This is a genomic window from Lentzea miocenica, assembly GCF_033949945.1.
Taxonomy (GTDB): Bacteria; Actinomycetota; Actinomycetes; order Mycobacteriales; family Pseudonocardiaceae; genus Lentzea; species Lentzea miocenica.
Genome location: NZ_JAXAVW010000031.1, coordinates 102,032 through 128,812, shown reverse-complemented (window position 1 = coordinate 128,812; position 26,781 = coordinate 102,032). Strand labels below are relative to the sequence as shown.

The window sequence follows — 26,781 nt, the reverse complement described above, 5'->3', positions numbered from 1 at the left end:
GAGGGGTGGGTGAGATCACAGGTTCTGCTGGCGGCCCCGGCTTTGCTGAATCAGCAACGTAGTTTGCCGATTTCGCACGGTCCGCAGCATCTTTGAGTCATGACGACCGCACAGGAGTTCTGGGAGACCTTCTACTCGGAGCGGGACCAGGTCTGGTCCGGCAGGCCGAACCCGTTGCTGGTGCGGGAGGCCGAGCGCCTCACGCCCGGCAGCGCGCTGGACATCGGGTGCGCCGAGGGTGGCGACGCCGTCTGGCTGGCGAAGCGCGGCTGGCGCGTTCTCGGTGTCGACGTGTCGCAGGTCGCGCTGGACCGGGCGCTCCAGCACGCGTTCGACGCCGGCGTGGAGATCTCGGTGGAGCGGCACGACCTCAAGGCCACGTTCCCCGAGGGGGAGTACGACCTGGTCAGCGCCCAGTTCCTGCATTCGCCCGTGGAAGAGGACGGGGAGCGGAACAGCATCCTGAAGAGGGCTTCGCGGGCGGTGGCGCCGGGCGGGTACCTGATCATCGGCGGGCACGCCGGGGCGCCGTCGTGGTCCGAGCACCAGGACTACTGCTTCCCGACGACCAAGGACGTGCTCGACCACCTCAAGCTGACGGACAACTGGATCGTCGTCACGGACGAGATCGTCGAGCGGCCGCTGGTGGGGCCGGACGGTCAGGAGGAGACGCGCAAGGACAACGTCCTGACCGTCAAGCGGCTGCTCTAGAAACGCGAAGGCCACCCGCGGCAACGTTGCCGGGGTGGCCCAGGAGTTGTTCGTCAGGCGCGGATCAAGCGGTCCATCGCCTGGCGGTTGATGATCGAACGGAGTTCGTTCGTCTCCTCGCCGGTGTGGCGGGAGAGGATGGCGTCCAGCTCGAGCCGGTCGCTCTCGGTGGTGTAGCTGGCCAACTGCCGCTCCAGGCTCCGGCGTGAGATCCGAGCCGCACGGCGGGTGGCCAGGCTCGAACGCAGGGACTTAACGGACAGGTCGTGGCGGGTCATCGTGTCCTTCCAATCTTGGTTACGGTTCGATAATACACCCAGCTCAAGCGACCTGTACCGATGAAGAGGTTAGTTAGCTCACGAACTCCGCGAGCAACCTCAGGGCGTTCGCGTACTTGGCCTGCAGGCGCTCCTGCACCGCGGCGTCGAGGCGGGCCATGCGGGCCGGCGAGAGGTTGTCGGCGATGTCGGCGCGCTTCACGGAGAGTGCCAACGGGTTCGCGGCGACGCGGCGCAGGTAGACGTCCTGGGGCTCGTCCGGCAGGTGCGACAGGGCGACGACCGCGTCGACAACGGCCGTTGGGCACCCACGGGCCGTGAGGTCGTCGGCGGTTACTGGGGTGTCCTCGATGACGTCGTGCAGGACGGCGGCCATCTGGGCGTGGTCGCCTGTCACGGATGCCATGACCCGCAACGGATGTCTGATGTACGGCCGACCCGACTTGTCGAACTGGCCGTCGTGGGCGGAAGTGGCGAGCGCGATGGCGTCTTCGAGGGTGAACACGCACATCAAGCTAAACCAGGTCTTGACCTGGGGCAGTGGTCTAGTCCATTTTTAGTCCACTCACAACATGGCCGCCGCATGATGTGTGGAGGTGGACCATGTCCAAGACCAGACGAACAGCTATAGCGCTGCTGTCCGCGCTGTTCGCCTGCGCCGGTCTGGTGTTGGTGATCAACGGCAGCGCCGTGGCCGCGAACCTCGCGGCCAACAGCGGCTTCGAGGCCGGCAACCTGAGCGGCTGGACCTGCACCGAGGGCACCAGCGCCACCACGAGCACCAAGCGCACCGGGAGTTACGCGCTGCAGGGTGCGCCTGCCGGGCAGAGCAACGCGCGTTGCCAGCAAACCGTGACGGTGCAACCGAACACGGCCTACAAGCTGTCCGCCTGGGTGCAGGGCAGCTACGTCTACCTCGGTGTCACCGGCGGCGTGGAGAAGAGCACGTGGACGCCGGGCGCGAGCAGCTTCACGCAGCTCACAGTCGACTTCAACAGCGGCAGCGCCACCAGCGTGACGATCTACCTGCACGGGTGGTACGGCCAGCCCGCGTACTTCGCGGACGACGTCAACCTCGACGGCCCCGGCACGCCGCCGACGACCACGAGCACGACGACCTCCACCACCACGACGACGACCACGACCACCACCACGACCAGCAACCCGCCTAACACCGGTCTGCCCAAGCACGTGCTGACGGGCTACTGGCAGAACTTCTACAACGGTGCGCGCGCACTCAGGCTGTCGGACGTTCCCACCACCTACGACATCGTGGCGGTGTCGTTCGCCGACGCGACGGCCGTGCAGGGACAGGTCGCGTTCAACCTCGACTCCGGACTGAGCAGCCAGCTCGGCGGTTACACCGACGCGCAGTTCAAGGCCGACGTCCGGACCCTGCAGAACCGCGGCCAGAAGGTGATCATCTCCGTCGGTGGTGAGAAGGGCACCATCAGCGTCGGCAACTCCACGGCGGCGACCAACTTCGCCAACAGCGTGCGGAGCCTGATCACCAACTACGGCTTCAACGGCGTCGACATCGACCTGGAGAACGGCGTCAACGCCACCTACATGGGCCAGGCGCTGCGCAGCATCCACGCCGGCGGCGGCACCGTCATCACCATGGCGCCGCAGACGATCGACATGCAGAACACCGGTTCCGAGTACTTCAAGCTGGCGCTGGCCGTGAAGGACATCCTGACCATCGTCAACATGCAGTACTACAACTCCGGCTCGATGCTCGGCTGCGACCAGCAGGTCTACAGCCAGGGAACGGTCAACTTCCTGACCGCGCTCGCATGCATCCAGCTCCAGAGCGGCCTGCGGCCCGACCAGGTCGGCCTCGGCCTGCCCGCGTCACCTTCGGGTGCCGGTGGCGGCTACCAGTCGCCGTCCAACGTCAACAACGCGCTCAGCTGCCTCGCCCGCGGCACCAGCTGCGGGACGTTCAAGCCGAGCACGACGTGGCCGTCCATCCGGGGCGCCATGACGTGGTCGATCAACTGGGACGCCTCGAACAACTGGCAGTTCGCCAACACGGTCGCCCCTCATCTGGACTCCCTGCCCTAGTTGGCTTTCCTCCCCCGCCTGCACGGCGGGGGAGGACCGTCGGGCTCGCGTCCGACAGTTCCTGCTTCCTCACCCTGGGAAAGGGGATTGCGACGAATGCCTCGCCAGTCGGTGCCGGGTTGGTCTTACCTCGTCTCCACAGGCCATGACCGCCAGCCCGGCGGCCAGAATGTTCTTCGCCGCATTCAGATCCCGGTCGTGGACCGCGCCACACCGGCACGTCCACTCCTGGGTGCCCAGCGGCATCACGTCGACCCGGAACCCGCAGGCCGAGCACGTCTTGGTCGATGGGAACCACCGGTTCGTCGCGATGATGTCGCGGCCGTACCAGGCTGCTTTGTACTCCAGCATGCGACGCAGGTCCGACCACGATGCGTCCGAGATGGCACGTGCCAGCCATCGGTGGCGGAGCATGCCGGAAACGTTCAGATCCTCGATCACGATCGTTTGATTCTCACGGACGAGTCGAGTGCTGAGCTTGTGCAGGAAATCGCGTCGCCGGTCGGCGATGCGGGCATGTACACGTGCCACCGTGCGGCGCGCCTTGTCCCGGTTGGCAGATCCCCTCCTTTGCGGGCAAGGGTGCGCATCGCTCTGGCCAGCCGCTGGCGGTCCCGCTGTTCGTGTCGCGGGTTGGTGATCTTCTCCCCTGTCGACAGCGTCACCAACGCCGTCACGCCCGCGTCAATGCCTACTGCGGCGTCAGCAGGTGCGTGGTGATCCACATTGGTCTCGACCAGGATCGACACGAACCAGCGTCCGGCGCTGTCTGACGCGCGAGACTTCTTGCGCGACTTGAAGCGCGGATGGCGCGCACGGTTGGCGAGAAAGTTTCTGAACGCATTCTGCAGGTGGCGCAACGCCTGCTGCAGCGGGACGCTGGAAACCTCACTCAGGAACGCCAGTTCATCAGACTTCTTCCAGACGGTGAACATGGCCGAGGTGTCGTTGTAGGTCACGCGTCGCTGCTCGCGTCCCCACGCGTCAGCACGGGCTTCCAACGCCTTGTTGTAGACCAGACGCACACACCCGAACGTGCGCACCAGCTCTGCCGCTTGCGCGTCGGTTGGGCAGAAACGGTACTTGAACGCCCGCTTCACCAGCGCGCTTCCCCATGGATCACACCTCAGCGCCCTTGCATTCGACTCAGATGAAGGCCCGGCCGGCGTAACCACCCGGCGGTTCGGGGAGGCCGAACAGCCTCCCCACCGTCGGGGCCACATCCACAGTGGACACGGGCGCGGCGGAAACTCCGCGCCCTGCCACGGGATCGCCTCCCGCGACGAGCAGCGGTACCGGTGCCGTCGCGGGACGGCACACCCTGCTGACCACGGACTCCAGGTGCCTCAGCGCCACCGCTTTGTCGGACGGCGGTCCGGTCCAGTGGAGCTGGTCGCTCGCCACGACGACTTTGCCCCTCAGCAACGAATCCGCGTCGATGTGGCGCTGCAACGACGCCCCGGTCGACGGCGATGACCCGCCGGCTACGACCACCAGCACGGAGCGTTCCCAGCGGCCGGTCGCCTTCAGGTGCCGGACGAGTTTGCCCACCTGCTCGTCCGAGGTTCGCACGGCCAGCGAACGGACGATGCCCAGGGGCGGGTCGCCGTCGCCGAAGGCCACGAGCACGAGGTCCGGGTCGGTCTGCTCGATCATGGTGTGCAGCGCGTGCGAGGTGAACGCGTCCGCCGGGTGCTTGGTGTCCGGCAGCACCGAGCACGTGCGGAAACCCTGCTCCGGCAGGCGGTCCAGGACGGGCGCCAGCATCCTGGCGTGATCGGGGATCGTCTCCGCGGCCGGCGCCGACCGCGCTTGCGGGAAGTACGTGCCATCGATTCGCAGGGCCAGGAGGTTGGGGGTCAGAGCCTCGCCGACCTCTTCGGGGCGCAGTCCGGCGAGGACCACGATGTACACGCGACGCTTCACCCGCACACCTTGGCCTATCCGCGTGGACGCGAGGTGAACGGAGCTGTTCACGCTGAATTCGCCCGAATGCCGTTGCGTCATCAAGGACACAGGCACTTCACCGGGCATCCACCGCCAGGTCCAACTAGGTTGTGCTCATGTTCCACACGCTGGCCGTGCCCGTGATCGCCGCGCCCATGGCAGGCGGCGCCTCCACCCCAGAACTGGTCGCCGCGGTGAGCGACGCGGGCGGGTTCGGGTTCCTGGCAGCCGGCTACGCCACCGTCGAGCAGCTCGCTGAGAAGATCACCCAGACGAGCCAGCTCACCAGCAAGCCGTTCGGGGTCAACCTGTTCGTGCCCGGCACCCGTTCCACGGCGGACATCTCGTCCTACGTGGATCGCGTGAAGGCCTGTGCGGCGAAGATCGGCGCGGTGCCTGGCGACCCGCGCTGGGACGACGACAACTACGCGGCGAAGCTCGAACTGGTGCTGGCGCTGCGGGTTCCGGTGGTGTCGTTCACGTTCGGGCTGCCCGACGTGGACGACGTGCAGCGGCTCAAGGCGACCGGCGCCACGATCGTCGTGACGGTCACCACGCCGAGCGAGGCGCGGCAGGCCCAGCAGATCGGCGCGGACGTGCTGTGCGTGCAGGGTGCGGACGCCGGGGGACATCGCGGCACGTTCACCGACGACGGCATCTCGCCCGGCGGTGGCGAGCTGTACGGGACGCTGGCCGCGCTGGCGCTCGTGCGCAGCACCGTCGACCTGCCGGTGATCGCGACCGGTGGGCTCACCAGCGGGGCGGACGTGGCCGCGGTGCTGGCGGCGGGGGCGGTCGCGGCGCAGCTCGGCACGGCGTTCCTCGGGTGTCCCGAGGCCGGAACCGCTGCGGCGCAGCGGGAAGCGCTGGCGGAAGGGGCGCGCAGGACGGCGCTCACGCGGGCGTTCAGCGGACGGCCCGCGCGGGGGCTGGTGAACCGGTTCCTGATCGAGCACAGCCCGCACGCGCCCGCCGCGTACCCGAACGTGCACCACCTCACCAGGCCCGTGCGCGCCACCGGTGAGCTGGAGGTCATGTCGCTCTGGGCCGGCACCACGTACCCGCTCGCGACCGCCGAACCGGCCGCTGACATCGTGCGAAGGCTCCACAACGAGGTCACGGAAGTGGTCAACACCTTGGCGGAGCGCTTCAAGCGCGGCTAAGAAGGAGAGCGTGACCTCGCTCTCGGATGAGACGTTCCAGGTGATGATGGACTGGAACCCCGTGTTCGCCTCGCTCGTCGGTGTGCCCGGCTGGGACGACCGGCTCGAAGACCACAGCGTCGACGGGCACCAGGGCCTGCGCGCGAGGCTCGTGGACATCCTGGGGCGCGTCGACGAGAGCGGCGAGGACCCGGTCGCGCGTGCCGTGATCAGGCACCAGGCCGAATCGATCATCACCGAGATCGACGCCAGGCTGGTCGAGCACACGGTCTCGCCCGGCCTGGGCGCACCGGTGCGAAACCTGCTGGAAATGGCCCCGCAGGTGGACTTCTCGCAGCGACGGCACCTGGTGCCGCGGTTCCTGGAGCAGGCGGCCGAACGGCTGCGGAACACCGACCGCAGGCCGTTGCGCCGGCACGCCGAGAGCGGCGCTGCCCACGTCGAACGTTTTCTCGCCTCCCCGAAGCAGGAGTGGGAGGGCGACGCGGACCTGCGACCGGCGTTCGCCCGGTTCCGCGAGGTGCTGCTGGAGCTGCCGGGCCGCGTCGACGAGCAGGCCGGTCTGTGCTGGTTGCCCGAGGGTGAGGCGAACTACGCGAAGCTGGTCCGCGACTACACGACCACCTCGTACACCCCGGCCGAACTGCACCGGCTGGGCCTGGACCTGATCGCCGGGCTGCGCGAGGAGTACGCGGAGATCGGCTCACGGGTGTGGGGGACTTCCGACGTGCCGGAGATCTTCCGCCGGTTGCGCACGGATCTGTTGTGGGCCAACGAGAACGACATGCTCACCAGCGCGGTGGAGGCTGTCGCGCGGGCCGAGCGGGAGGCTCCGAAGTGGTTCGGCCGCCTGCCGGAAGCGCGCTGCGAGGTGCGGCTCGTACCGGAGAACGACCGGGAGACCGCCCCGCTCGCCTACTACATGGACGCCGCGCTCGACGGTTCCCGTCCCGGCGTCTACTGGCTGAACCCGTTGGGCGCCACCGAACGCAGCCGCACGCTGTCCGAGGTGGTGGCGTTCCACGAGGCGGTGCCCGGCCACCACCTGCAGCTGACGGTGGCCGCCGGGACCGACCTGTCGAACCTGCGCAAGTTCGCGTTCATCGAGGCTTACCTGGAGGGCTGGGGCCTCTACACCGAACGCCTGGCCGACGAGATGGGCCTGTACTCGTCGGACGAGGCACGGCTGGGCATGCTCGGGCTCGACGCGATGCGCGCCGGACGGCTGGTGGTCGACACGGGCCTGCACGCGTTCGGCTGGTCGCGGCAGCAGGCCGTCGACTACCTGCGCGAGAACACCGTCATGACCGAGCCGGAGATCAACTCCGAGATCGACAGGTACATCGAGACGCCCGGTCAGGCGCTCGCGTACATGGTGGGGCGCCTGGAGATCCAGCGGGTGCGCGCGGACGCCGAGGCCAGGACGGGCTCGCGGTTCGACGTCAAGGCGTTCCACGACCTGGTGCTGGAGAACGGCGCGGTGCCGTTGTCCACGCTCGGAGAACTTGTCACCACGTGGTCGGAGAGGGCCTGATGTCGCTCGCGGATGAGATGTTCCAGGCGTCCATGGACTGGTCGCCGTTCATGGCCACGATGTACGGGCTGGAGGGCTGGGACGACAAGCTCGAGGACCTGAGCGTCGAGGGCGAACAGGCGCTGCGGGCCAGGATCGGCGACATCCTGCGCCGGGCCGGGACGAGCGACGAGGACCCCGTCACCGTCGCGGTGATCAAGCACCAGGGCGAGTCGATCGCGGCGCGGATCGACGCCCGGCTGGTCGAGCACACCGTCGCGACGGGGCTGAGCGCGCCGGTGACCGGCCTGCTCATGGTCGCGTCGCAGCTGGACGTGTCGCAGCGGCGCGACAAGATCGCGAGGTACGTCGGGCAGGCCGCCGACCGCGTCCGCGAGTCCGACCGCAGGCCGATGCGCAGGCACGTCCAGACCGCCACGGCACGGCTGGACAGGTTCCTAGCCTCGCCCGCGCAGGAGTGGGAGGGCGACTTCTCCGCCGAGATCCGCACCGCCGTCGCCGGGTACCGCGACGTGCTGGCGTCGACCGACGGCCGCCCCGACGACCAGCCGGGCATCTGCTGGTTGCCCGAGGGTGAGGCGAACTACGCGAAGCTGGTCCGCAACTACACGACCACCTCGTACACCCCCACCGAACTGCACCAGCTCGGCCTCGACCTGATCGCCGGGCTGCGCCAGGAGTACGCGGAGATCGGATCACGGGTGTGGGGCACCACCGACGTGCCGGAGATCTTCCACCGGCTGCGCACGGAACTGTTGTGGGCCAACGAGGACGAGATGGTGGCGCACGCGGTCGAGGCGATCAGGCGGGCAGAGGCCGAGGCACCGAACTGGTTCGGCCGCATGCCCAGGGTCGGGTGCCAGGTGCGTCCCGTCGACGAGGCGGAACGGCAGACCGCCGCCATCGCGTTCTACCAGCCCGCGCCGCTGAACGGCAGCAGTCCGGGCACCTACTGGCTGAACCCGTTGGGCGCCACCGAACGCAGCCGCACGCTGTCCGAGGTGACGGCGTTCCACGAGGCCGTACCGGGCCACCACTACCAGCTGACGGTCGCCGCCGAGACCGACATGCCCAACATGCGCCGGTTCGCGTTCATCGAGGCCTACCTGGAGGGCTGGGGCCTCTACACCGAACGCCTGGCCGACGAGATGGGCTTGTACTCGTCGGACGAGCAACGCTTCGGCATGCTGAGCCTCGACGCGATGCGCGCCGGACGGCTGGTGGTCGACACGGGTCTGCACGCGTTCGGCTGGTCGCGGCAGCAGGCCGTCGACTACCTGCGCGAGAACACCGTCATGACCGAACCCGAGATCAACTCCGAGATCGACAGGTACATCGAGACGCCCGGTCAGGCGTTGGCGTACATGGTGGGACGCCTCGAAATCCAGCGCGTGCGCAGCGAAGCGGCCGCCCGGCTGGGCGACCGCTTCGACGTCAGGGCGTTCCACGACCTCGTGATCGGGCTCGGACCGGTTCCGCTGTCCGTGCTCGATCAGCAGGTCACTGCTTGGACCGCTGCTTCTCCATGACGGAGTTGCGCTTCGAGTAGGCGAAGTAGTTGGCTTCTCTCCCCAGCTGAAGCGGGGAGATTCGCCCCTCACGGGTTGAGTTTTCTGCTTCACCGCCCGTTGCCGACCCGCTTTCACGGCGAGGGTCGGAGTGCCGACCATCGGTCTTACACAAGCTCCACAGACTTCACGTCCCGCCAGCCCGGCGGTAGACCGGTCCGTAGCTTGGTTTTCGCCCCGAACCGGCTGACCGAGCATACACGACGATCTTTCGCCCTCGAGACGAACCCGGCGATGACCGCGGAGGCGATGCCCAGCCAGTGGAGGCCGACGTCCGCGAACGCCGTGGCGAACGCGCTCTCCGCGTCGACGTTCTTGTAGTTGACCATGCCGGTGAGCACGAGGCAGGCCAGCACGTACAGGACCATCGAGATCGCCAGCGAGTACATGATCGCCTTGGGCATGTGCTTCTGGGAGTCCTTCGACTCCTCGGCCGCCGTGCTCATCGCGTCGTAGCCGAACACCGCGAAGAAGACCGTTGCGGCACCGGCGAAAGCGCCCGTCAGTCCGAACGGGAAGAACGGGTTGTAGTTGTCGGTGTCGATGTGGAAGACACCGACGCCGATCACGAGCAGCACCACGGCGACCTTCAGGTACACCGACGTGGTTTCGAACCGCGCCGCGTTCTTCATGCCCAGGTTCAGCACGTAGGCGATCAGCAGGCAGAGGACGACCGCGAACAGGTTCACCTTGTACGAACCCGCGGCGACACCTTCGCCTTCTGTGCCCGGCGCGCCCAGCATCCATTGCGGTAGCTGGATGTTGAGCAGGCTCAGCAGTTCGGTGAAGTAGCCCGAGATGCCGATCGCGACCACCGCCACGATCGCCGTGTACTCGAGCAGGAGGTCCCAGCCGATGAACCAGCCGACGATCTCACCAAGCACGGCGTAGCCGTAGGTGTAGGCGCTGCCCGCCTTGGGGATCAGGCCGGCGACTCGGCGTACGAGAATGCTGCCGCCGCGCTCGCGACACCCGCGACCAGGAACGAGATCAGCACGGCCGGGCCCGCCGTCTTGTTCGCGACGGCCCCGGCGAGCGAGAAGATGCCCGCGCCGATGATGCCGCCGACGCCGATCGCGGTCAGTTGCCACAGGCCCAGCGTTCTGGTGAGCCCGTCGCCCTTGTCCTCCGCGATCTGGTCGATGGGCTTGCGCCGGAAGACGCCCTGCGTAGTCATGCCGTCAGCTCCCTCGATGAGTGGGTCCGGGCGAACCGGGTGTGGTGGCCGCCAACCTTCACCGCGATGCACCCGTCTGAACACCGAAGACGGGGCAAAGGCTGGCGGCCACCACACTGCCCGCGCCAACTGTCACGCGGTTTGTCCGAACCCACCAATCAGAGAGCCGAATTTTGGCTCATCGGGCTGTTCACGGCCTGGTGAAGACGATCTTGCCGGCCGTGTCGCCGTCCAGCATCGCCTTGAGGCCCTGCTCGGCGTCCTCGAACTTCAGCTCGGCGCCGATCTGCGGCTTGAGGTCGTTGAGCGCGCAGAACCGGATGAGGTCGCCCAGCTCCTCGCGGGTGCCCATGGTCGAACCGACCACGCGCAGCTGCAGGAAGAACAGTCGCTGGAGCTCGGCCGCCGACGCGTCACCGGACGTCGCGCCGGAGATCACCACGATGCCGCCGGGCTTGAGCGCCTTCATCGAGTGCGACCAGGTGGCCTTGCCGACGGTCTCGAACACCGCGTCGACCCGTTCGGGCAGCCGGGCGCCGGACTCGAACACGTCGTGGGCGCCGAGGGTGGTGGCCAGCGCGCGCTTCTCCTCGGTGCGGCCGGTGACCCACACGCGGAAACCGGCGGCGCGGCCGAGCTGGATGAGCGCGGTCGACACACCACCGGACGCGCCCTGCACCAGCATCGTCTGGCCGGGGCGCAGGCCGGACTTCACGAACAGCATCCGGTACGCGGTCAGCCACGCTGTGCCCATGCAGGCGGCCTCGGCGAACGACAGACCGGCGGGCTTGGGCAGCGCGTTGCGGGCCGGCACGACCACGTAGTCGGCGAAGGTGCCCTGGTGCTTCTCGGTGAGCAGCGTGCGCTTCGGGTCGAGCGTCTCCTCACCGGACCAGTTCGGGTCGCCGATGACGGAGTGCAGCACCACCTCGGTGCCGTCGTCGAGGGTGCCGGCGCCGTCGCAGCCCAGGATCATCGGGAACTGCTCCGGCTTGATGCCGACCCCGCGCAACGTCCACAGGTCGTGCATGTTGAGGCTGGCCGCCTTGACCGCGACGCGCACCCACCCGTTCGGGACCTCGGGGTCGGGGCGCTCGCCGACGCGAAGCGAGGCCAGCGGGTTCTCAGGACTGGGTTCTGCTGCGTAAACGGCGAACATGGTTCGCAACATACCCAGCCTGGCCGTGGCCAAATGCCGTGACACCGGTCACGAGACTAGAGTCGGCCGGGTGGATTGGCTGGTGCAGTGGTGGGACGGGGTCGAGCTGTGGGTCGTGCAGCTGCCCGTCGCCGTGCAGTTCCCCGTCGTGATGATCGTCGTGCTGCCCGCCTGTCTCGGCGTGGCGCGTCTCATCGACCGGGTCGTCGACTGGCGGGCGAAGAACCCCGCGTCGGCGCCTGAGCTCGAGAACGAGAACGAGTCGGAGAAGGTCAACGCGTGAGCCCTGGTCGTCGCCTGACCGTCGCACTGGTCGGCCTGATCGCGCTGGTCGTGGTCGGGTGGTTCGTCAAGGACAACGTCGCCGGCCCCGAGACGCCGCCCACGAGCATTTCGCCGTCGGCCTCGCAGCTGGCCGTGCCCGGCGCGTCGTCGAAGCTGGACGTGCAGGCGCTGTCGAAGCTGCCCGCCGAGGCCGCGAAGACGTGGAAGCTGATCGAGGCCAAGGGCCCGTTCCCGTACCCGCGCAACGACGGCGTGACGTTCGAGAACCGCGAGAAGCGGCTGCCGCAGCAGAAGTCCGGGTACTACAAGGAGTACACCGTGCCGACGCCCGGTAGCCCGGACCGCGGTGCGCGCCGGCTCGTGACCGGGTCGGAAAAGGAAGTCTTCTACACCGGCGACCATTATTCGACGTTCGTCGTCGTGGACGTGAGCAAATGAAACGGCACATTCTCGTTTCGGAAAAGAACGCTGCCATCGCGGCCATTGCGAAGGCCTTGGACTTTCCGGACTGGTTCGGGCAGAACCTGGACGCGTTGTACGACAGTCTGAGCGATCTCTCGTGGCTGCCAGAGGGCGAGTACGTGCTGGTCGTGCCCGCGAACCTGGACTCCTCCGTTTCGGAAGTACTGCGTGACGCTGCGAAACGAACCGCTGAATCAGGTGACCGAAAACTGCGCGTGATTCGCACGGATCGGTGACTGGGGCTGCGCTCTTGCTGTCCGGAGTGGACAGTGCGGACCTATGGGAACGCATTTCCGCCGCTTGAGCTGTGCGCTCGGCGTCGTTGCAGTTGTTGGTGTGCTTTGTCCGGCGGCCTCGTTCGCCGGTGACCCCGACTGTTCGCAGGAGGGGCCCTTCACGCCGTTCGAGACAATCGACGGCGACAACCCGGTGACCATGCAGAACGGCCGCGTCGTCGAGCTGCGCGCGTCGAACACGTCCAAATGCGCCTGGGGCCGCATCTCCTACGGGACGCCCGGCGAGGAGATCTGGACGGACCGCAAGGACCCCTCGGCCAACCAGCACGAGGGGTTCCTCGGCTACACGCGGATCGACTCGGGCAGCGCGAAGTACACCGAGGCGTTCAAGAACGACGGCAAGGTGATGCGCGCCTGCGGTTCGTCTCAGGGCGTGATCGAGTGCACAGGTTGGTTCTGATCAGTCTTCGGCAGGAACCCAGGAGGGCTTGCGCTTCTCCTTGAACGCCGTGATGCCCTCCTGGCCCTCCGGACCGCCGAAGTGCCGCGCTGAGAGCTTCAGCATGTCCGCGAAAACCTCGCCGAGGTTCGTGGACCGCTCCTGCTGGAGCATCTTCTTGGTGGCGGCGAGGGCGTTCGGTGCGCCGAGCGCGAGCATGTCTGTGTAGCGGCGGACCTCCGCGTCGACGCCGTCGACCGGAACGGCCGAGTTGAGCAGGCCGATCTCGACCGCGCGCTGGGCGTTGAAGGCCTCGCCGGTGAGGAACAGCTCGTGGGCCTGGCGGGGGAGCAGGCGCGGCAGCACGGTCACCGAGATGACCGCGGGCACGACGCCGATCCTGACCTCGCTGAACGCGAACGTGGCCTCGTTCGCGGCGATGGAGATGTCGCAGGCCGCGACGATGCCGACGCCACCCGCGCGGGCCGGTCCCCTGAGCGCGGCGACGACCGGTTTCGGGCTGGTCCAGAGCTGTTCGAGGATCGCGGGGAACTCGTTGACGCCCTGGTCTCCCGCGCTCGCGCCGGCGGCCTCCTTGAGGTCCATGCCGGAGCAGAACACGGAGCCCGTGTGGGTCAGCACGACCACGCGCACCTGGTCGTCCTTCGCGGCCGCGGTCAGGTGGTCGCGGAGCTCCCGGCGCAGCTGTGCGGACAGCGCGTTGCGGTTGTGGGGAGAGTCCAGCGTGATCGTCGCGATGCCACGCTGCACCTCGTAGTGGACCAGCTCGTCTGCCATGCGGCTGACCTTAGCCAAGGGCAAGGTTGACAGCATGCTGTCGAATGTGACAGTCTACTGTCATGACAACGCAGACGGTGTACCTGGTGCTCGCCGACACGCTCGCGGACTGGGAGTACGGCCACGTGGCCGCGCAGGTGAACATGCAGCAGTTCCAGGCCCGGCCGGGGCGGTACGAGATCAGGACGGTCGGTCTCACCACCGACCCGATCCGCACGCTCGGCGGTGTGCGGATGCTGCCGGACATCGCTCTCGACGACGTCTCGCTCGACGACGCGGCGATGCTGGTGCTGCCCGGCGGCGACGGGTGGGAGAGCGGTTCGCTGGCCGCGTTCGGGAAGCTCGCCCGGCGGTTCCGCGAGGCGGGCAAGCCGGTCGCGGCGATCTGCGGTGCGACGGTCGCGCTGGCGGCCGAAGGGCTGCTGGACGACGTCGCGCACACGTCGAACTTCCTTGAGGGGCTTGGTTCTTACGGTGGCGCGGCGCTGTACCGCGACGAGCGCGTCGTGCGGGATCAGGGTGTGATCACGGCCGGTGGCGCGAGTGCGCTGGAGTGGGCGCGCGAGGTGCTGGCCGAGCTGGAGGCGCTGTCGCCGCAGACTTTGCAGGCCTGGTACGAGTTCAACCGCGACGACACGGTCGAGGCGTTCGGGAAGCTGGTGGCGAGTGTCCAGGACTGAATCAGTGTCCAGGACCGAATCAGGCGACGTGCTGACCGACGTCGTGATGAGGACTTTCCGTTTGTACGGAGCGTTTCTCGACGCGGCCGAGGTGATGACGAAGCCGGTCGGCCTGACCGCGGCGTGGTGGCAGGTGCTCGGCGCGGTGCTGCGCGAGCCGTTGTCGGTCTCTGGCATCGCCCGCGAGATGGGACTGGCGCGGCAGTCGGTGCAGCGGATCGCGGACCTGTTGGTGGACAAGGGTTTGGCGGAGTACCTGCCGAACCCGGCGCACGCCCGCGCGAAGCTGGTCCAGCCCACCGCGGAGGGTTTCGCGGCGATCGAACGGCTGCGGGACGCGCAGCACGAGTGGGCGAATCGCGTCAGTGCGCAGGTCTCGCTGGAAGACCTGCGCACGACGCTCGAAACCATGACCAAGCTGGTCGCGGCTACTTCCTGATGCCCGGCAGGGGGTTGGGCATCCCGGAACGGAGCGCGGCTAGCCGATGGTCGTGGTCGTCAGCACAGGGCTGGGGTCCGGGTAGCCCTTCGCGGCGGCGTTGACCGGGAACCCGATCACCAGGACGACGGCGGTGAAGGTGAGACCGGGGGCGTCGTAGCTGGTGCCGCCCAGCTTCGTGGTGATCGTGCCGGTGCCGCCAGCCTGCAGGTTGATCGTCACGGTCGGCAGCTCGAAGTCGGCGCCGCCCTTGATCGGCCCGGGCACGTTCAGCACGACGTCGTTGCCCTGCAAGGCAACCGTCGGCGTGCCACCCAGCCCCGCGCCACCGGACAGCGAGGCGGACTGGAACTTCGAGTTGCCGGGCACCGGCAGCTTGAGCGCGAGGCCCTTGATCTCGCGGACCTGCCGGCCACCGGCCTCGGACGGGATCTTGTTGGGGGCGGGGTCGATGGTGACCTTGACGGTCCCGTTCGGCGCGACGGTCGCCGGAGCCGACGCGTCGACGCCCTGGTCGAGCGTGAAGTCCGACGTCTGCCCGGCGGCGCTCGCCCTGAGCTTGTAGGTGATGGTCTGCGGAGCGGCTGCTGACGCGTTGGTGGCGAACATCAGCATCGGTACCAGTGCGAGGGATGCGATTCCGGCTAGCTTCATGACCTCTCCCCGATGAGTGGACGAGGGACATTTCCAGCACGCGGCGTAGTCAACTGACTACTCATGAGTAGGTTTCACGTCAACAGTTCACAGTTCACATCGCCCGAACGGCCCTGCTGATTCGATCTTGTGGCGGCGGCCGAAAGTGCCCGGGACTCCAGAAAACCGGCTCGACCGCACCCGGCCGGAACGGCACTCTGGCCAGGTGCTTCCGAACCTCGATCAGATCACCGGCTTCGAACATCGATTCGCGCGCGCCCAAGCGACCGACGTCGTGGAACTGCCGTGGGGCTTCGCCCTGTTGCAGAACGACTTCCCGTTGTCGCACTTCCACAACCGGATCGTCGTCACCGTGAGGGCAACCGCGGCAGAGGTGCTCGCGACCGCTGACGACGTGCTCGGCGGCGCGGGCCGGGCACACCGGTACGTGACGGTCGACGACGACGCGCTGGGGGCGTCGCTGGCGCCGGAGTTCGTCGCCGCCGGGTACAGCCACGCCGTGGTCGCCGCGATGGTGCACTCAGGCGCCCCGGTCGAGCCGGGGTCGCAGCCGGTACGTGCGGTCTCGCTGGAAACCTTGCGACCGGCGGTGATCCGCGACTGGCGGGTGGCGTTGCCCGACGCGACCGACGAGGTGCTCGGCCAGCTCGCCGACCGCGTGGCACTGGGCGCCAAGGGGGCCGACCTGACCCTGCTCGCGGCCTACGACGGCGACGAGATCGCCGCGCACGCCGAGCTGTACGTCGACCGCGCCGCATCGCTGGCGCAGTTCGAGAGCCTGGTGACGCATCCTGACTTCCGCGGCCGGGGACATGGCGCGGCGCTGGTGCGCTCAGCGCTTCGCCGGGCGAAGGAGGCCAGGTGCGCGCTGTCGTTCCTGACCGCTGACGCCCAGGATTGGACGTACGGCTGGTACCAGCGGCTCGGCTACACCGACGTGTCCCGCAGCCATCACTTCAACCGGTCGTAAATGATGTCGGTGGTCAACGCGGCCGTGATCACCCTGCCCGCTGTCTTGGCGTCTGCAAGTACTACCAACTCTTGATCGAACAGTCGTTTTCCACACCCAACCGCAGCGACCACTCTCGCGGCGGAACGGCCGAGGCCTGGCCAGTTGGCAGTGGGAAAACGCTTGATGATCTTGAGTTGGCGGTACTTGCAGACGCTCGAAGCGCTAGGCCGCGATGGTCTGGCGTGCCAGGGCGAAGTCGTACCGGTCCAGCACGAGCTGAGCCACCTCGACGTCGTCACCCAGCGGCCGCGCCACGACAGCGCCGGGAGCCAGCGCGGCGACCTTGTCCGGCAGCAGTCCCGGAGCGAGGAACCACGACGCGACGGCGATCCGCTTGGCCCCCTTCGAACGCAACCGCTCGATCGCCTCCGGCACGGTCGGCGAGGCGATCGACGCGAACGACGCCTCCACGCCGGCCCACCCGGACTCACGAGCCCATCGCCGGGCGACGCGGGCGACGGCCTCGTTCGCCGGAGCGTGCGAGGACCCGGCGCCGGCCAGCACCACACCCAGAGAGGTGTCGTTGAAGTCGACGCCCGCTTCGGAAAGCCTCCGCAGCGCGGCCGACTCCAGCCGCGGATCCGGTCCCAGCACGTCCGTCACGGTCGCCGGAACGCGTGCCTCCGCGACGGCTGCCGGGACGTCGACCCGTGCGTGATAAGCCTTGCCCAGCAACAAAGGCACGACCACCGCGGGGCCGCGCAGCACGTCGCTCAACCGAGGCGCGCAGAGGTCCAGGAAGCAGCCGCGCACGTCCAACTCGGGTCGCAACGATCGCACCACGTCCAGCAGGGCGTGGATCGACGCGGCCGAGCGGGCATCGCGACTGCCGTGTGCGACAGCGACGAGCGGAATCACAGCGCTCCCGTCAATCCACGGGCCCGCAGCACGGCGCGCTCCAACGGGCGGAACAGCAACAGCTCGATCCCGATGCCCACCAACAGGATCAGGAAGATCGCCGCGATCACCATGTTGATGTCGTTCAACGACGACCCGTTGTGCAGGTACTGGCCGAGCCCGACACCGAGCTGAGGCGAGGTCGCGATGATCTCCGCGGCCATCAGCGACCGCCACGAGAACGCCCAGCCCTGCTTCAACCCGGCCAGATATCCGGGCAGCGCCGCGGGCAGCAGGATGTGCCGCGCCGAAGCCAGCCGACCGGCTCCGAGCGCACGTCCGACGCGAGGCAGCAGCGGCGGGATCTGGTCGATGCCCGCCACCAGGCCGTTCGCGATCGACGGCACCGAGCCCATCAGCACCACGAAGTAGATCGTCGACGGCGTCACGCCGAACCACAGGATCGCCGCCGGAACCCAGGCCACCGACGGAAGTGACTGCAGGCCGGTCAGCAACGACCCGATCGCCGCGCGCACCACCCGCACCTTGGCGACCAGCAACCCGAGCGGTGTCGCGATCAGCACCGCTGCGAGGAACCCGAGCACCGCGCGGTGCAACGAGGTCCACAGGATGCCGAACGCCTCGCCGGTGGAGAGCGAGCGAACGAGCTCGTTCCACACGTTGGCCGGAGCGGGCAGCTGGAACTCCGGCAGGATCGCCGAAGCCCACAACGCCTGCCACACGCCCAAAAGCAGTGCGAAAGCGATGATCGGTGGCACGCCCGTTTTCAGGAAACGGCGCCAGACCGGCGGCCTTTGTGCCTCGACGGGCACATCCAGCGCGTCGAGGCCGGCGCCGACCTTGTCGAGCGTGTCAGGAGGCGTGGCCACTGATGACCTCTCGCAGATGGGTGTTGATCTCGTCGAGAACCTCGTTCGAGGAGTCCGTGACGTCCCACTCGCGCACGACGCGGCCGGGACGTGAGGACAGCAGCACGACGCGCTGGCCGAGGCGCACGGCTTCGCGCACGTCGTGCGTCACAAACATGATCGCGGTGTTCGTGGTCTCCCACACGCGCAGCAACTCGCTCTGCAGCACGTCCCGCGTGATGGCGTCCAGCGCCGCGAACGGCTCGTCCATCAGCAGCAGGGCGGGAGAACCGTTCGCGGAGACGGTGGCGGAGGCCAGCGCGCGAGCCAGAGCCACGCGCTGACGCATACCACCAGACAGCTCGTGCGGACGCTTGTCCGCGACATCACCGAGCCGCACCAGTTCCAGCAGGTCCAACGCGCGACGCTTGCGCGCCAACCGGCCGATGCCGGCGAAGCGCAGCGCCAGTTCGACGTTGCGGGCGGCGGTGAGCCACGGCATGAGCGCGGGTTCCTGGAACATCACGGCCGGGCGCGACGTGTTGAGCCGCAGCTCACCCGACGTCGCGCCGTCCAGGCCGGCGACGATGTTCAGCAGCGTGCTCTTGCCGCAGCCCGACGCGCCGAGAAGGCACACGAACTCACCCGGCTTGACCTTGAGATCGACGCCGTCGAGCGCCACCACGGCCGAGTTGCCGTGGCCGAACACCTTGCGGACGCCGGTCAGTTCGACGGCGGTGTCCACAGTGGGCAGAACAGTGGTCTCGAGCGTGGCGGTCATGGTCCGTGTCCCCTCGGAAGTTACTTCTGGTCCAGTCCGGCTGCTTGCACCTGCGGCTTGCCCTGTGCCTGAAGAACCTTGTTCAGCAACGTGAAGTCGGCGTACCCGGCGACGTTCGCGGCTTCCTTGGCCACACCCGCCGTGACGGCGTCCTTCGCGAGCTGCGGGAAGTGCTTGGCCTGCGCGTCCGTCGTGAGTTCGATGTTGTCCCACGCGGCTTCGAGGATCTTGTCGCCGAGCTTCTTGGACGTGAGCTTCTCCAGCGCGGCGTTCACGGTCTTCTTGGCCTCGTCCTTGTTTCCCTTGGCCCAGTCGATCGCCGCCACGTGCCCCTTCAGCACGGCCTCGACCGTCTCCGGGTGCTCCTGCAGGAACTTCGTCCGCACGATGACCACCGTGGTCGGGAACGCGCCGCCGTCCCACAGCGTCTTCTCGTCCAGCAGCACCTTCGCGCCGGCCTCGGCGACCAGGCGCGCCGACCACGGCTGCGGCGACCAGGCTGCCTGGATGTCGCCCTTCTTGAACAGGTCGAGCGACGCCGCGTTCTCCACGTTCTGCACGGTGACCTGGCCGGTGAGGTTCTTCTCCGCCAGGTACTTCTTCAGCGACACGTCCTGCGTGTTCGCGAGCTGAGGCGTGGCGACGACCTTGCCCTTGAGGTCCTCGATCGAGTTGATCTCGGGCTTCACCACGAGCTGCGCACCACCCGAGGTCGCGCCCGCGATGAGCTTCACGGCCTCGCCCTTGGACTTCGCGTAGGCGTTGATCGCCGGGCCGGAACCGATGTACGCGATGTCGAGGGACTCACCCAGCAGCGCGTTCACCTCGTCCGGGCCCGCGTTGAACGTCTGCGTGGTCAGCTTGGTGTTGCCGATCTCCTTGGCGAACAAACCCTTTTCGACACCGATCAACGCGGCGGCGTGGGTGACGTTCGGGAAGTAGCCGATGCGGACCTCGGACGCGGCACCCTTCGACTGGGCGGCGGGAGCGTCACCGGAACTGGCGCGGGTGCAACCGGACAGGGCTGTCAGAGCGATCAGTGCGACGGCAAGGGCGGGCTTGAGGTTCACGGCGAAATGGCCTTTCAGGGACCGGGGGAGACGAGGGCATGGGTGTCGGGGGCAGCGGCACTGCCCCCGGTACAGCTCTCCACGCCGTCCTCAAGCAGCGGCAGCGGAGCCCCGACCAGCCCGGCGGCGAGCGTGGAACCATCGCTCGCGTCGATCACCAGGAAGGACCCTGTGCGCCGGCTGAAGCTGTAGTCGTCCAGCGGAACGGGCTCTGCCAGCCGCAGAGCCACTCGGCCGATCTCGTTCAGCTCCAACGAGGCAGGGCTGTCCACACTGGACAGGTTCTGCTCGTCGAAGCGGTCGCGCAGGTCGGTGACCATCGCCTGCACGGTGCGGGTGCCGTGCTTGACGAGGACTCGGGCGCCGGCCCGCAGCGGCTTCTCCGCGAGCCAGCACAGCGTGGCGTCCAGCTCGTCGGTGACGTTGGGCTCGTTGCCCGCCACCGAGATCAGGTCGCCGCGCGAGATGTCGATGTCATCGGCCAGCAGCAACGTCACGGACTGCCCGGCCGCCGCCTCCGTCAGTTCGCCGTCCGCCGTGTCGATCTTCGTGACGGTCGAGCGACGGCCCGACGGCAGCACGACGATCTCGTCACCGGGCTTGATCGTGCCCGCCGCGACCAGACCGGCGTACCCGCGGTAGTCGAGGTGCTCGGCCGTGCGCGGGCGGATCACGTACTGCACCGGGAAGCGGAACGGCGCGTCGTGCGGGTCGGGCTCGACCGGCACGTTCTCCAGGTGCTCCAGCAGGGTCGGGCCGGAGTACCACGGCGTGTTCGCGGACTTGTCCACGACGTTGTCGCCGGCCAGGGCCGACACCGGGATCTCCACGACCGCGTCCTCGGTGTAGCCGAGAGCAGTCGCGTGAGCCGTGAACTCCTTGGCGATGCGGGAGAACGTCACCTCGTCGTAGTCCACGAGGTCGATCTTGTTGACCGCGAGGACCAGCCGGGGCACGCCCAGCAGCGCGAGAACCGCCGCGTGCCGGCGGGTCTGTTCGATGACGCCCTTGCGCGCGTCGACGAGCAGCACCGCGAGCTGCGCGGTGGAGGCACCGGTGACGGTGTTGCGGGTGTACTGCACGTGGCCGGGGGTGTCCGCGAGCACGAAAGAACGCTTGGGCGTGGCGAAGTACCGGTACGCCACGTCGATCGTGATGCCCTGCTCGCGTTCCGACCGCAGGCCGTCGACGAGCAGCGACAGGTCCGGCGTCGCGAGACCGCGGTCGGCGCTCGCGCGGTGCACGGCGTCGAGCGTGTCCGCGAGCACGGACTTGGTGTCGTAGAGCAGCCTGCCGACGAGCGTGGACTTTCCGTCGTCCACGCTGCCCGCGGTAGCCAGCCTCAACAGGTCGCTCATTTAGAAGTACCCCTCCCGCTTGCGGTCTTCCATGGCGGCCTCGGACAGCCGGTCGTCGGCCCGCGTGGCGCCGCGCTCGGTCAGTCGTGACGCGGCGACCTCGGCGATCACCGCGTGGATGTCGGCGGCGTCGGACTCGACGGCACCCGTGCAGGAGCCGTCACCGACCGTGCGGTAGCGAACCGTCTTGCGCAGCAACGTCTCGCCCTCGCGGGCCGTGCCCCACGGGCCTTCCGCGAGCCACATGCCGTCGCGCAGGAACACGTCGCGCTGGTGCGAGTAGTAGATGTCCGGCAGTTCGATGCCCTCGCGCTCGATGTAGTTCCAGACGTCGAGCTCGGTCCAGTTCGACAGCGGGAACACGCGGACGTGCTCACCGGCGCGGTGCCGGCCGTTGTACAGGTTCCACAGCTCGGGACGCTGGCGCTTCGGGTCCCACTGGCCGAACGCCGTGCGCAGGCTGAAGATCCGCTCCTTGGCGCGGGCGCGTTCCTCGTCCCTGCGTCCGCCGCCGAACACCGCGTCGTACTTGTGCTGCGTGATGGAGTCCAGCAGCGGCACGGTCTGCAGCGGGTTGCGGGTGCCGTCCGGACGCTCTTCGAGGCGGCCGTCGTCGATCCAGTCCTGGACCTTGGCGACCTCCAGACGCAGACCGTGTTGCGCGACGACGCGGTCGCGGAACTCGATCACCTCGTCGAAGTTGTGCCCGGTGTCGACGTGCAGCAGCGGGAACGGCACCGGCGCCGGGTAGAACGCCTTGATCGCGAGGTGCAGCAGCAGCGTCGAGTCCTTGCCGCCGGAGAAGAGGATCACCGGCCGGTCGAACTCGCCCGCGACCTCGCGGAAGATGTGGATCGCCTCGGATTCCAGGCGTCCCAACGTGTCCAGTGCAAGAGTCATCCGTGCAACCCACATTCCGTCTTCGACTGACCGGCCCACCGGCCGCTGCGGGCGTCCTGCCCCGGCAACGGCTTGGCGGTGCACGGCAGACAGCCGATGGAGGGATATCCCTCCTGCACCAACAGGTTCTCGAGGATGCCCTTCTCGCGGATGTAAGCGTTGAACTCGTCGTCGCTCCACGGCGCGATCGGGTTGATCTTCACGAGGCCGTTGCGGTCGTCCCACTGCACGATCGGCGTGTTCGCGCGGGTGGGCGCGTCGACGCGGCGCACACCGGTGACCCAGGCGTCGTACTTCGCGAGCTCCCGGCGCAGCGGAACGACCTTGCGCAGGTTGCAGCACTTGGCCGGATCCGACTGGTACAGCAGGCCGAACTCGCGTTCCTGATCTTCGACCGACTGCTCGGCGGCGGCGTTCACGATGCGCACGTCCGGGTAGACGACACCGACGGCGTCACGCACGCCGATGGTCTCCGGGAAGTGGTAGCCCGTCTCCAGGAACAGCACGTCGAAGTTCGGCTTCACCTTGGCGGCGAGGTCGATCAGCACGGCGTCCTGCATGTTCGATGCGACGATGTAGTTGTCGCCGAACGTCCGCGCGACCCACTCCAGGGCCTCTTCGGCGTTCGCGTCTCGCAGCTCCAGCTCCGCGGCCTCGGCGACGATCTTGAGGTCTTCCTTCAGATCGCTCACTTCTTCACCTCCTGCGGCAGGTTGAGCCCGACGAACGAGACCTTGAAGACGCGCCGGCACCCGGTGCACAGCCACGCGTAGCTGGGTTCCTCCTGCGGACGAAGGTCCTCGTCGCCGCAGTAGGGGCAGTAGAACGGCGTCGCGCGTTCACTCATTGCAGCCTCCGCTGAGACACGTACGTCGGCTGGCACTCATCGCAGATCACCCTCGTCAGCGCGCGCGACCCACTGAGCGAAACGTTCGTCTTCTTCGCGCTGTGCGACGAAGTTCCGCACCACGCGTTCGACGTAGTCGGCGAGCTCGGCCGCGGTGACCTTGTGGCCGCGCAGCTTCCGGCCGAACCCGGCGTCGAGGCCGAGGCCGCCGCCGAGGTGCACCTGGAAGCCCTCGACCTGGTTGCCGTTGTCGTCGGTGACGATCTGGCCCTTGAGCCCGATGTCCGCGGTCTGGATGCGGGCGCAGGAGTTGGGGCAGCCGTTGATGTGCACGGTGATCGGCGCGGTGACGCCGTCGACGATGTCCTTGAGGTTGGCTTCGAGCTGCGTGACGAGGTCGTTGGCGCGGGCCTTGGTCTCGACGATCGCGAGCTTGCAGAACTCGATGCCGGTGCAGGCCATGATGCCCCGGCGCCACGGCGACGGGTCGACCTGCAGGCCCAGCTTGGCCAGATCGCTCTTGAGCGTCTTGACCTCGGCCTCCGGCACGTCCAGCACGATGATCTTCTGCTGCGGCGTGAACCGGACCCGGTTCGAGCCGGCGCGTTCGGCGAACTTCGCGACCTCGACCAGGATCGAGCCGGACACCCGGCCCGCGACCGGCGCGGCGCCGACGTAGAAGAGACCGTCCTTCTGCTGGTGCACACCGATGTGGTCCAGCTGCTGGCTCAGCACCTCCGGCGCGGGACCGTCGATCATCTTGCGCTTGAGGTACTCGTCCTCCACGACCTGGCGGAACTTCTCCGGGCCCCAGTCGGCCACGAGGAACTTGATCCGGGCGCGGTGCCGGAGCCTGCGGTAGCCGTAGTCGCGGAAGACGCTGATGACGGCTTCCCACACGTCGGGAACCTCGTCGAGCGGCACCCACGCGCCGAGTCGCTTGCCCAGCATGGGGTTCGTGGACAGGCCGCCACCGACCCAGAGGTCGAAGCCGGGCCCGTGCTCGGGGTGGTTCACGCCGACGAACGCGATGTCGTGGATCTCGTGGGCGACGTCCTGCAGGCCGGAGATGGCCGTCTTGAACTTGCGCGGCAGGTTGGAGAACCGCGGGTCGCCGATGTAGCGCTCGAGGATGGTGTCGATGGCCGGCTGGCCGTTGATGATCTCGTCCTGCGAGATGCCCGCGACCGGCGAGCCGAGGATGACGCGCGGGCTGTCGCCACACGCCTCCATCGTGGTCAGGCCGACGGCTTCGAGCTTCTGCCAGATCGTGGGAACGTCCTCGACCCGGATCCAGTGGTACTGGATGTTCTGCCGGTCGGTGATGTCCGCGGTGTCGCGCGCATAGGTCTGCGAGATCTCACCGAGCACCGTCAGCTGTTCGGTGGTGAGCGCACCACCGTCGCTGCGGACGCGCATCATGAAGAACTCGTCGTCCAGCTCCTCCGGCTCCAGCGTGGCCGTGCGGCCACCGTCGATGCCGGGCTTGCGCTGGGTGTACAGGCCGTACCAGCGGAACCGTCCGCGCAGGTCGGCCGGGTCGATCGAGTCGAAACCGCCGTGGGCGTAGATGTTCTCGATGCGGGCGCGGACGTTGAGCGGGTTGTCGTCCTTCTTGCTCCGCTCGTTGGGGTTCAACGGCTCTCGGTATCCGAGTGCCCACTGCCCCTCGCCGCGACGCTGCTTGGCGCGCGGTGACGTCTGCGGCGTGGCCATCGCCATCCTCCGGGGTTTCGAGCGCTCGGTGCGCGTGCGAGCCCGGAGGTGCTTGTGGTGGGGGCGTCGTCAGCGCGCCGGGCGCTGACGGGAACAAATCAGCGCGCGGTCATGCCGAACGACGGCACATCGCGCTGGAGACACGACGGAAGTCGACGTGGCGGCGGGCCACGAGGCGGACTCCAGTCGAATGCATGACCTCAGTGTGCCTGGCGTCCAGTGCATGGTCCACCGCCAACCGAATGCTGAGATTGACGAGGCGGAGTTGACATCCTAGGCTGGTTTCACTCCGTGATATCTCTGTCACCGACAGACACATTCGCTGGCTGGACACCGCCGATCGGGCTGTGTAGTGGACACTTGGCGTCATGCCCTCCGCTTTGCCCGAAGGCGAGCCCGCGCCCGCCGACGGTTCGCTCCCCGCTTCCGCTGTCTCCGGTGTCGGTTCCCGCCCGTTCGGCATCTACGTGCACGTGCCGTTCTGCGCGACCCGCTGCGGCTACTGCGACTTCAACACCTACACGCCCGGCGAACTCGGTTCGTCCGCGTCGCCCGAGTCGTGGCTGGAGGGCCTGCGCCGCGAGCTGGACCTGGCCGCCTCCGTGCTCGGCTCTCCTCCGCCCGCCTCGACGGTCTTCGTCGGCGGCGGCACCCCGTCGCTGCTGGGCGCCTCCGGCCTGACTGATGTGTTGGATGCGATATCTCAGTCGTTCGGCCTGGCTCCGGGCGCCGAGGTGACGACGGAGTCGAACCCGGAGTCGACCTCACCTGAGTTCTTCGCCGGTATCCGGTCCGCTGGATACACCCGGGTGTCGCTCGGTATGCAATCCGCGGCCCGGCACGTTCTCGCTGTTCTGGACCGCAAGCACACGCCTGGCCGCGCTCTGGACGCCGCTCGCGAGGCCCGCGCCGCCGGGTTCGCGCACGTGAACCTGGACCTGATTTACGGCACACCGGGGGAGCGCCCCTCGGATCTGGCCGATTCCCTGGACACCGTCCTGGAGTCGGGCGCCGACCACGTGTCCGCGTACGCGTTGATCGTGGAGGACGGCACCGGCCTGGCCCGGCGCATCCGCCGCGGCGACCTGCCGATGCCGGACGACGACGTGCTGGCGTCGTCCTACGAGCTGGTCGACTCGACGCTCTCCGGCGCCGGCTTCTCCTGGTACGAGGTCTCCAACTGGGCGACCTCTCCTGAAGCGCAGTGCCGGCACAACGTCCTGTACTGGAAGGGCGCCGACTGGTGGGGCTTCGGTCCAGGCGCGCACAGCCACGTCGGCGGCGTGCGGTTCTGGAACGTGAAGCACCCGGCGCGGTACTCGTCGCTGCTCGCCGAGGGGAAGTCGCCCGCGGCGGGGCGCGAGGTGTTGTCGGACGAGGATCGGCGGGTGGAGCGCGTCCTGCTGGAACTGCGTCTCGCCGCGGGCCTGCCGATCGACGTTCTGGACAGCGCGGGGCGCGAAGAGGCCAAGCAGGCGATCGCCGACGGGCTGCTCGAGCCGTTCGACGATCGTTGCGTGCTGACCGACCGCGGCCGCCTGCTCGCCGACGCCGTGGTCAGGCGCCTGCTGCCGTGATCAGCGGGCGCGCACGTCGTGCTGGCTGCGCACCTCGGTGACCACCTGTCCGTCCTTGCGGTACGTCACCGTGGCCCACCAGAGGCCGTCCTGGCGCCTCACCCGCTCCCAGACCAGCGTGCCCTCCCACCACTCGTCATCGCTGTGCACCAGGCATGGTTTCCCCTCGTCGGGCGGCTCATCGTCGGGCGGCTGGAGCCACCTCACGTTGTCCACG

General features: G+C 68.1%; 31 protein-coding genes and 1 pseudogene. 13 read left to right on the top strand and 19 right to left on the bottom strand.

Annotated elements, in window-relative coordinates:
- Positions 1–99: 99 nt before the first annotated feature.
- Entirely contained in the window at positions 100–711 is a 612-nt protein-coding gene (locus tag SK803_RS33240) for a class I SAM-dependent methyltransferase (protein WP_319970113.1), read from the top strand.
- Between the two features lie 53 nt (positions 712–764).
- On the opposite strand, the gene SK803_RS33235 is transcribed toward SK803_RS33240, so the two are convergent.
- The gene (locus SK803_RS33235; RefSeq protein ID WP_319970112.1) at positions 765–989 is read right to left on the bottom strand and encodes a hypothetical protein; all 225 of its coding nucleotides are present in this window, start codon (positions 987–989) and stop codon (positions 765–767) included.
- 73 nt (positions 990–1,062) lie between these two features.
- Positions 1,063–1,494 (bottom strand): HD domain-containing protein, encoded by a 432-nt coding sequence (locus tag SK803_RS33230; protein WP_319970111.1) that lies wholly within the window; start codon positions 1,492–1,494, stop codon positions 1,063–1,065.
- Between the two features lie 98 nt (positions 1,495–1,592).
- Between SK803_RS33230 and SK803_RS33225 the strand changes: the two genes are divergently transcribed.
- Positions 1,593–3,056, top strand: a complete 1,464-nt coding sequence (locus tag SK803_RS33225) for a chitinase (RefSeq protein WP_319970110.1) — start codon at positions 1,593–1,595, stop codon at positions 3,054–3,056.
- Between the two features lie 69 nt (positions 3,057–3,125).
- Here the strand turns inward: SK803_RS33225 and SK803_RS46625 are convergent, their stop codons facing one another.
- Genes SK803_RS46625 through SK803_RS46615 form a run of 3 tightly spaced genes read right to left on the bottom strand, consistent with a single transcriptional unit; the run spans position 3,126 to position 4,982 of the window.
- Positions 3,126–3,587: an RNA-guided endonuclease TnpB family protein gene (locus SK803_RS46625; RefSeq protein WP_406601621.1), complete on the bottom strand. Its 462-nt coding sequence runs from the start codon at positions 3,585–3,587 to the stop codon at positions 3,126–3,128.
- Positions 3,494–4,156, bottom strand: a complete 663-nt coding sequence (locus SK803_RS46620) for an RNA-guided endonuclease InsQ/TnpB family protein (protein WP_406601620.1) — start codon at positions 4,154–4,156, stop codon at positions 3,494–3,496. Before SK803_RS46620 ends, SK803_RS46625 begins: the two co-directional genes overlap by 94 nt.
- Before the next feature lie 46 nt (positions 4,157–4,202).
- The gene (locus tag SK803_RS46615; protein ID WP_406601619.1) at positions 4,203–4,982 is read right to left on the bottom strand and encodes a hypothetical protein; all 780 of its coding nucleotides are present in this window, start codon (positions 4,980–4,982) and stop codon (positions 4,203–4,205) included.
- 137 nt (positions 4,983–5,119) lie between these two features.
- Here SK803_RS46615 and SK803_RS33215 point away from each other — a divergent pair, with 137 nt between their 5' ends.
- From SK803_RS33215 to SK803_RS33205, 3 genes are read left to right on the top strand one after another with little or no spacing between them, the layout of a single operon-like run.
- Entirely contained in the window at positions 5,120–6,166 is a 1,047-nt protein-coding gene (locus tag SK803_RS33215) for an NAD(P)H-dependent flavin oxidoreductase (protein WP_319970109.1), read from the top strand.
- A gap of 10 nt (positions 6,167–6,176) precedes the next feature.
- Positions 6,177–7,700, top strand: coding sequence for a DUF885 domain-containing protein (locus tag SK803_RS33210; protein ID WP_319970108.1), 1,524 nt, complete (start codon positions 6,177–6,179; stop codon positions 7,698–7,700).
- Positions 7,700–9,229, top strand: a complete 1,530-nt coding sequence (locus SK803_RS33205) for a DUF885 domain-containing protein (protein WP_319970106.1) — start codon at positions 7,700–7,702, stop codon at positions 9,227–9,229. Before SK803_RS33210 ends, SK803_RS33205 begins: the two co-directional genes overlap by 1 nt.
- A gap of 275 nt (positions 9,230–9,504) precedes the next feature.
- Here the strand turns inward: SK803_RS33205 and SK803_RS33200 are convergent.
- Together SK803_RS33200 and SK803_RS33195 are read right to left on the bottom strand one after the other, a co-directional pair.
- Positions 9,505–10,445, bottom strand: a pseudogene (locus tag SK803_RS33200) (amino acid permease); the annotation flags it as partial.
- Positions 10,446–10,635: 190 nt separating this feature from the next.
- Entirely contained in the window at positions 10,636–11,604 is a 969-nt protein-coding gene (locus SK803_RS33195; RefSeq protein WP_319970105.1) for a quinone oxidoreductase family protein, read from the bottom strand.
- Between the two features lie 70 nt (positions 11,605–11,674).
- On the opposite strand from SK803_RS33195, the gene SK803_RS33190 reads away from it, so the two are divergent.
- The 4 genes from SK803_RS33190 to SK803_RS33175 are packed head-to-tail and all read left to right on the top strand — an operon-like array spanning position 11,675 to position 13,047.
- Complete coding sequence (locus tag SK803_RS33190; RefSeq protein WP_319970103.1) at positions 11,675–11,887, top strand: hypothetical protein; 213 nt, start codon at positions 11,675–11,677, stop codon at positions 11,885–11,887.
- Positions 11,884–12,327 carry a ribonuclease domain-containing protein gene (locus SK803_RS33185; RefSeq protein WP_319970102.1) on the top strand — a complete coding sequence of 148 codons (444 nt, stop codon included), beginning with the start codon at positions 11,884–11,886 and terminating at the stop codon, positions 12,325–12,327. The genes SK803_RS33190 and SK803_RS33185 overlap by 4 nt, the downstream gene beginning before the upstream one ends.
- Positions 12,324–12,587, top strand: coding sequence for a barstar family protein (locus SK803_RS33180; RefSeq protein WP_319970101.1), 264 nt, complete (start codon positions 12,324–12,326; stop codon positions 12,585–12,587). Before SK803_RS33185 ends, SK803_RS33180 begins: the two co-directional genes overlap by 4 nt.
- Positions 12,588–12,630: 43 nt before the next feature.
- Entirely contained in the window at positions 12,631–13,047 is a 417-nt protein-coding gene (locus SK803_RS33175) for a hypothetical protein (RefSeq protein ID WP_319970100.1), read from the top strand.
- Here SK803_RS33175 and SK803_RS33170 read toward each other — a convergent pair whose 3' ends face one another.
- On the bottom strand, positions 13,048–13,824 hold the full coding sequence (locus SK803_RS33170; RefSeq protein WP_319970099.1) for an enoyl-CoA hydratase-related protein: 777 nt from the start codon (positions 13,822–13,824) through the stop codon (positions 13,048–13,050).
- Positions 13,825–13,886: 62 nt separating this feature from the next.
- Between SK803_RS33170 and SK803_RS33165 the strand changes: the two genes are divergently transcribed.
- The gene (locus SK803_RS33165) at positions 13,887–14,504 is read left to right on the top strand and encodes a DJ-1/PfpI family protein (protein WP_319970098.1); all 618 of its coding nucleotides are present in this window, start codon (positions 13,887–13,889) and stop codon (positions 14,502–14,504) included.
- A gap of 4 nt (positions 14,505–14,508) precedes the next feature.
- Complete coding sequence (locus tag SK803_RS33160) at positions 14,509–14,943, top strand: MarR family winged helix-turn-helix transcriptional regulator (RefSeq protein WP_319970097.1); 435 nt, start codon at positions 14,509–14,511, stop codon at positions 14,941–14,943.
- A gap of 39 nt (positions 14,944–14,982) precedes the next feature.
- On the opposite strand, the gene SK803_RS33155 is transcribed toward SK803_RS33160, so the two are convergent.
- Positions 14,983–15,597: a cyclase gene (locus tag SK803_RS33155; protein WP_319970096.1), complete on the bottom strand. Its 615-nt coding sequence runs from the start codon at positions 15,595–15,597 to the stop codon at positions 14,983–14,985.
- A gap of 205 nt (positions 15,598–15,802) precedes the next feature.
- On the opposite strand from SK803_RS33155, the gene SK803_RS33150 reads away from it, so the two are divergent.
- The gene (locus SK803_RS33150; protein ID WP_319970095.1) at positions 15,803–16,567 is read left to right on the top strand and encodes a GNAT family N-acetyltransferase; all 765 of its coding nucleotides are present in this window, start codon (positions 15,803–15,805) and stop codon (positions 16,565–16,567) included.
- 204 nt (positions 16,568–16,771) lie between these two features.
- On the opposite strand, the gene SK803_RS33145 is transcribed toward SK803_RS33150, so the two are convergent.
- From SK803_RS33145 to SK803_RS33105, 9 genes are read right to left on the bottom strand one after another with little or no spacing between them, the layout of a single operon-like run.
- Positions 16,772–17,467, bottom strand: coding sequence for a sirohydrochlorin chelatase (locus tag SK803_RS33145; protein ID WP_319970094.1), 696 nt, complete (start codon positions 17,465–17,467; stop codon positions 16,772–16,774).
- On the bottom strand, positions 17,464–18,336 hold the full coding sequence (locus SK803_RS33140) for an ABC transporter permease (protein ID WP_319970093.1): 873 nt from the start codon (positions 18,334–18,336) through the stop codon (positions 17,464–17,466). Before SK803_RS33140 ends, SK803_RS33145 begins: the two co-directional genes overlap by 4 nt.
- Positions 18,320–19,096 (bottom strand): ABC transporter ATP-binding protein, encoded by a 777-nt coding sequence (locus SK803_RS33135; RefSeq protein ID WP_319970092.1) that lies wholly within the window; start codon positions 19,094–19,096, stop codon positions 18,320–18,322. Before SK803_RS33135 ends, SK803_RS33140 begins: the two co-directional genes overlap by 17 nt.
- A gap of 20 nt (positions 19,097–19,116) precedes the next feature.
- Entirely contained in the window at positions 19,117–20,166 is a 1,050-nt protein-coding gene (locus SK803_RS33130) for an ABC transporter substrate-binding protein (protein ID WP_319970091.1), read from the bottom strand.
- A 14-nt stretch (positions 20,167–20,180) separates the two neighbouring features.
- Positions 20,181–21,524, bottom strand: a complete 1,344-nt coding sequence (locus SK803_RS33125) for a sulfate adenylyltransferase subunit 1 (RefSeq protein ID WP_319970090.1) — start codon at positions 21,522–21,524, stop codon at positions 20,181–20,183.
- Positions 21,525–22,424, bottom strand: coding sequence for a sulfate adenylyltransferase subunit CysD (cysD, locus tag SK803_RS33120; protein ID WP_319970089.1), 900 nt, complete (start codon positions 22,422–22,424; stop codon positions 21,525–21,527).
- Positions 22,421–23,116 carry a phosphoadenylyl-sulfate reductase gene (locus SK803_RS33115; RefSeq protein WP_319970088.1) on the bottom strand — a complete coding sequence of 232 codons (696 nt, stop codon included), beginning with the start codon at positions 23,114–23,116 and terminating at the stop codon, positions 22,421–22,423. The genes cysD and SK803_RS33115 overlap by 4 nt, the downstream gene beginning before the upstream one ends.
- Positions 23,113–23,271, bottom strand: coding sequence for a hypothetical protein (locus SK803_RS33110; protein WP_030472080.1), 159 nt, complete (start codon positions 23,269–23,271; stop codon positions 23,113–23,115). Before SK803_RS33110 ends, SK803_RS33115 begins: the two co-directional genes overlap by 4 nt.
- 36 nt (positions 23,272–23,307) lie before the next feature.
- A complete protein-coding gene (locus tag SK803_RS33105; RefSeq protein WP_319970086.1) occupies positions 23,308–24,987 on the bottom strand; it encodes a nitrite/sulfite reductase in 1,680 nt (559 codons plus the stop codon).
- 368 nt (positions 24,988–25,355) lie between these two features.
- Between SK803_RS33105 and hemW the strand changes: the two genes are divergently transcribed.
- Positions 25,356–26,564 carry a radical SAM family heme chaperone HemW gene (hemW, locus tag SK803_RS33100; RefSeq protein ID WP_319970084.1) on the top strand — a complete coding sequence of 403 codons (1,209 nt, stop codon included), beginning with the start codon at positions 25,356–25,358 and terminating at the stop codon, positions 26,562–26,564.
- Here hemW and SK803_RS33095 read toward each other — a convergent pair whose 3' ends face one another.
- The gene (locus tag SK803_RS33095) at positions 26,565–26,780 is read right to left on the bottom strand and encodes a hypothetical protein (RefSeq protein ID WP_319970083.1); all 216 of its coding nucleotides are present in this window, start codon (positions 26,778–26,780) and stop codon (positions 26,565–26,567) included.
- Position 26,781: the final 1 nt, after the last annotated feature.